Source organism: Comamonas sp. JUb58, assembly GCF_004364775.1.
GTDB lineage: Bacteria > Pseudomonadota > Gammaproteobacteria > Burkholderiales > Burkholderiaceae_C > Comamonas.
Genome location: NZ_SOAL01000048.1, coordinates 1 through 4,770, shown reverse-complemented (window position 1 = coordinate 4,770; position 4,770 = coordinate 1). Strand labels below are relative to the sequence as shown.

General features: G+C 56.0%; 2 protein-coding genes and 1 pseudogene. All 3 read right to left on the bottom strand.

Translation table 11 applies throughout. From position 1 onward, the window contains the following. Nucleotides 1-148: 148 nt before the first annotated feature. Entirely contained in the window at nt 149-1,372 is a 1,224-nt protein-coding gene (chrA, locus tag EDF71_RS24760; protein ID WP_133859179.1) for a chromate efflux transporter, read from the bottom strand. A 386-nt stretch (nt 1,373-1,758) separates the two neighbouring features. Next, a complete protein-coding gene (locus EDF71_RS24755; RefSeq protein WP_133859178.1) occupies nt 1,759-3,411 on the bottom strand; it encodes a HAMP domain-containing sensor histidine kinase in 1,653 nt (550 codons plus the stop codon). Between the two features lie 358 nt (nt 3,412-3,769). Next, a pseudogene (locus tag EDF71_RS24750) lies at nt 3,770-4,678 on the bottom strand (IS3 family transposase); the annotation flags it as partial. Nucleotides 4,679-4,770 lie beyond the last annotated feature (92 nt).

Genomic DNA, 4,770 nt, shown 5'->3' with positions numbered 1-4,770 from the left:
CAGAGATCTCAATCAACGACCACGCAAAACTCTGGGATATCGAACCCCTGCTGAAATGTTCGATGCGTGTGTTGCGTCGATCAGTTGAATCCGCAACCCTGAGCGGACATTGGCATGGCTTGTTTGGCTGTCTGCTGTGAAGTAGGTTTCAGGACCCCATCGCCATGACCCAGCCCGACAGCCCGGCTAGTAGAACCACTAGTGCCGGCGGAACCCTTCCCACAGTCAGCAGACCGAATGAGAGCAAAGCCAGCCCAAAATCCGACTTGCTGTGGATGGCACTCGTCCACACAGGGTCATACAGTGCGGATACCAGAATGCCGACCACGCCTGCGTTGATACCCGCCATGGCTGTTTGAATGCCAGCGCGATGACGTAGCCCTTCCCAGAATGGCAACGCGGCTATTAGCATGAAAAAGGCGGGGAGGAAGATAGTGGCCAGCAGAGCTAGGCCACCAAACCAGCCGTGCAACGGCCCCTGGGCGATTGCGCCAAGGTAGGCTGAAAACGTGAACAGTGGTCCTGGCACGGCCTGCGCTGCACCGTAGCCAGCCAGGAAGTCGGCATTGCCCACAATGCCGCTAGGCACCACGGCAGCTTGCAGCAGTGGCAAGACAACGTGTCCACCGCCGAACACCAATGCGCCCGAGCGGTACACCCCTTCCAACAGAGAGATTGTGGAAGAGCCGGTGGCAGCAGCCCGCAGCGGCAGAAGGATAAGAGGCGCGGCAAACAACAGAAGAGCAACGATACCCAATTTACGTGAGACTGGATAGCTATGGGCATGGCCGCCGCCAGGCTGTGCAATCTTCAAGCCCCGCCAGCCCAGCAATCCCGCTACCGTGATGGCAGCGATCTGTCCCATCGCGGAGGGAAGAATAATGGTCAGCAGCGCCGCCAGAATGGCCAGGGCGGCACGGGGCCGGTCAGGACACAGCGACTTGGCCATGCCCCAGACAGCCTGGGCCACGATTGCCACGGCCACCACCTTGAGCCCATGCACCCAGCCTGACTGGGCCAGCCCCTGGTACTCGGCAATGCCAAATGCGAACAAGATCAGCGCAATCGCCGATGGCAAGGTGAACCCTACCCAGGCTGCTAACAACCCCAACCAGCCCGCACGGCCCAACCCCAGCGCCATTCCCACTTGGCTGCTGGCCGGCCCTGGCAGGAACTGGCACAGGGCAACCAAGTCCGAGTAGCTGCGGTCATCCAGCCAACGACGCCGTTCGACAAACTCCGAGCGAAAGTAGCCCAGATGAGCGATCGGCCCGCCAAAGGAAGTAAGGCCTAGTTTGAGGAAGGCAATGAAGACTTCCAAGGGTGAGACGCGTGTGGTTTCATGATGCATGGTTTTGGTGAAATCGGTCATTTGAGCACTTCGTGTGTTTGGCCGATGTTCCTTCCTCCGATAGATCACGCGGGCTTTAAAGTGTGGCTTCTTACGGCTGGCAGTTGGAGCTGGATCGGTCGGATGTAATTAGACAGGGCGGCAGGATTTTCTGTCCAGAGGCCCTACCTTGAAAGCCTGCTAATGGCCGGATTCTGCATCACGCATAGGGGCGTTACGTGCCCAAAGCAGCCGTTCGACATTGATTTCTGACCGGCTGAGTCGCAGCGTTTGCGCCGCTCGTGGTCGCAGGGCTAGCGACCGGTTAAGTGCTCCAGCGCTTGCGAATAACCTCGTTCTGACTGCTACGCGGGCGATCATTTAACAAGCCTTTCTGCATCAGATTGCCTTGCCAGTTCAAAGAAGCGTTACGAGCCAGCGCGCATGGTTTGGCTTTGTTTTTGAGCCAATCTCTCAATAGCGGCGAAGTCAAATTGATCCAACAGTTGGAGCAGTTGTGCCAGAAATTGTGCAAGTGATGGATCCTCATTGCGTGCATGAATCCAGTACTCGATATCGCTCAGACGACCTTGCTGAGCGAAGGTCCGCAGCTGCTGCAATGCAGCCTCGTCCAGCCAATCGGTAGCGGGCACCGTCACAAGGACAGCATCGCTTGTCACAGGATGCGTGGATGTGCCTGCATAGTGAGACAAATCTTTAGCCACCAAGTGAACGGGCAGTTGGAATGAGAACACGCTTCCCTGGTTCAAGCTACTGCTGGCATGCAGTGTTCCCCCCATTGCTGTGAGCACATGCTGCGCAATGAACAGCCCCAAGCCCGTGCTGCCACTGTGCGCTTGCACCTGCTGGAATGCGCCGAAGATGTCCAGGCCTTCTTGCAAATCAATGCCGATCCCTGTGTCAGTGACGCTGAAATACAGATCACACTGCATCGCATTGACGCACGCAGTGATGTGCAGCTCAACCTCGCCATCGCGCGTAAATTTGGCGGCATTGGATAGCAGATTCAGCAAGACCTGCTGCAGCCGTTTTCCATCCACGGAGACAAGCACGGGCAGGGGCTCGGGTGCGGTGCAACGAAATTGGTTGTTCCTCTGGGCACATAGGGCGATGGCGTAGTCGGATATGTCGTTGAGCAGGTGGTGCAGTTGGGTCTCGGTGGAATGTACCGCCAAGGGCTGCAGTTCTGATTTTGCATATTCCAGCAACTCGTCAATGAGATTGAGCTGGTATTGGATGCTGCGCTGGATAGCCACCAGCGGCCCACGCTGGGCCCCATTGGCATCAGCCAGAAGCATCTCGGAATAGCTGTTGATCGTGGCCAGCGGCGCGCGTAAATCATGGCCTATATAGCTCAGAACCTCTACTTTCTGTCGTTCCTTTTTCTTGGCATATACCATTGCTGCATTGATCTCAGCATGCAAGGCTGAAGCATGCATGTTTGCAAACGCAAGCGCATATGAAGCGTGTACCGCCAACAGGCCACAGCCAAAAAATGTTTGGAATGTTCCGGAGGAAAGAAAATTATCCGGCACTTGAAAATACGAGGTGCCGATGATCCGGAAGAAATGGACGGCAAAAAATAGCAGCGTGATGATCACCACCTCAGGCGTTGCTTCTCGTTTGCGCCGATTCAGCGAAAACAAGGTCTGCAATGTCATAAGCACAACCAGGGCCTGGGCAATGCTGTATACATAAATACGTGCAGGGGCATTGAATGCGATGTAGTAAAAGTAGTACATCGCCAAGGTCTGGCAGATCAGAATGGCGGCCATCCAAGTCAGCCATGCCCTGCGTTGCTTGAAAAAGATGCAAATGCCGACGTAGAACAGTATGGAGCTCGCCGTTGAAGACGAATTGGCGACGACCACCCCGACGAAATGCGTGACGATGTCGCGCATCGGAATCAAGAGCGAGCCCATCCCAAAAGCGAGGAATCCTAAGGCCCAATACATCAGGTAGGATGCTTTCTCCCTCCTCCAAAGCACCAGCATGCCTGCGCTGAGAGCCAACTCCACTAGCGCGCTGAAGTAAGCGGCAGTTGCCAAACTGATGTTCATTTTTGCACTTGAGATGAAATGAGGCGAAGGGTTTAGATGATTACTTTAGTCTTGCGCCGACTCAGCTAACGTATCACTGGTGCCACCGTCTGCAAGGATACTTTTAGGCGATTGCGAACGTTCGCAATGGGATGTGAATTCGCTGTCGATGGCATCACTTCAGCCTCAAGGAGTCAGTCCCTCAGTTAGTCCAGTTCACACGATCGCTTCCGGTAGTCGCGCAGACCTGTTAGGGTACGTCGATTTATTCACGGCGATGATCACTTTAAGTGGCATCAGTCATTAAAGCTGTTGGGTTGACCGACCGCATTCAACGTGCAAGAGGCCGTTAAAGTGAACTTGAATCGCCCCGGCTTCCCTAGACACTATTGAGCCGTTGGGAATGGCGTCGTTCAAATTCTATCGGGGAGATATCCCCGGCAGTGGCGTGGCGTCGCTTGGGGTTGTAGAACATCTCGATGTAGTTAAAGACGTCTGCTCTTGCGTCATCGCGGGTTGGGTAGATCTGGCGACGAATACGTTCACGCTTGAGCAACTGGAAGAAGCTCTCGGCCACGGCGTTGTCGTGACAGTTCCCGCGACGGCTCATGCTGGAGACGAGGTTGTGATCACGCAGGAAGTCTTGCCAATCGTGGCCTGTGAACTGGCTGCCCTGATCCGAATGCACCGTGACGGACTCCTTGGGCTGACGACGTCACAAGGCCATCACCAGTGCATCGAGCACCAAGGCAGTGTCGATGCTGCTGCCCATTGACCAGCCAACCACCTGGCGTGAGAACAGATCGACCACGACAGCCAAGTACAGCCATCCCTCATGGGTGCGTATGTACGTGATATCGGTCACCCATGCTTGATTGGGCTTCGCCACAGTGAACTGGCGCTGCAAGAGGTTGGGTGCGACGACAGCAGGCTTGCCACCACGCACGCCAGGGCGGAGCCGATATCCCGTCTGCGAGCGCAGTCCTTCGAGTTTGAGCAATCGAGCCACGCGGTGCTTGCCGCAGGTCTCGCCCAGATCGCGCATATCCAGCGTTAACTTGCGGTATCCGTATACACCGCCGCTCTCCAACCATGCGTGTTTGAGCAAACTCAGGAGGCGGTGATCGTCTTTGCAGCGAGGGCTCGAGGGTTGGGCCTTCCAGGCGTAGTAGCCGCTGAAGTGCACCCTCATGACCTTGCACATGCGACGCACGCTGTGCTCATGTTCGTGACGCTTGATAAATGCGTACTTCACCCGGACTGCCTGGCAAAGTACGCTGCGGCCTTCCTAAGAAACACTCGGCGTCGGCGCTTCCTGCAGGGTGAAGCCGAACTCGGCTGCTCGGCGGTGCAACTGTTTGACAACTCGCTCGCGATATC